The organism is Vibrio penaeicida (assembly GCF_002933855.1).
In the GTDB taxonomy this organism is placed as follows: Bacteria; Pseudomonadota; Gammaproteobacteria; order Enterobacterales; family Vibrionaceae; genus Vibrio; species Vibrio penaeicida_A.
On sequence record NZ_BFAQ01000061.1, the window covers coordinates 4,967 to 5,451 of the forward strand.

The 485-nt window shown below is 37.5% G+C and carries 1 protein-coding gene; it reads right to left on the bottom strand.

The genetic code is table 11. The annotated features are described in order from the left end of the window. Positions 1 to 32 precede the first annotated feature (32 nt). Positions 33 to 398 carry a hypothetical protein gene (locus VPNCDNU1_RS27440; protein ID WP_104403324.1) on the bottom strand — a complete coding sequence of 122 codons (366 nt, stop codon included), beginning with the start codon at positions 396 to 398 and terminating at the stop codon, positions 33 to 35. Positions 399 to 485 lie beyond the last annotated feature (87 nt).

The window sequence follows — 485 nt, forward strand, 5'->3', positions numbered from 1 at the left end:
TGTCGGTTTGAAGCTTTTGTTATGTACCTTACTTATTGGGACAAAAGCAATTTCAGCTCGTCCTCATCTTCACCGTATTCCACGGCTAAATAGTCAATTAAATCACTGATAGAGTTACCAATTTTTTTAGGAGAGTCGATTTCGTCAATATTATAAGTTATAAAAATTGGCTTTAACTCGTGTATATAGAACCCTGTTATCGACGACTCGCCTTCCCAAAGAGGAACTACATCTAAACCATTTGGAGAAAAGTCCTCAGTATCGAGAGAATACATTAAAGTATTACATCTAAACTCAAGATCATCATGCACAAACTCACCTTTTGATAGCTTCAATAAAGCTTTAGTTAAATTGAGCTTTTCAATCTCATGATCTCTAGTTGAGCCCGTAATTATCATAGAGTGCACCTGTTACATAACGCCAGCTTAAACCGCAGACAACGCACAAACCAAGCCGCTGCATGACGCCTTAAACACTAAATTCAC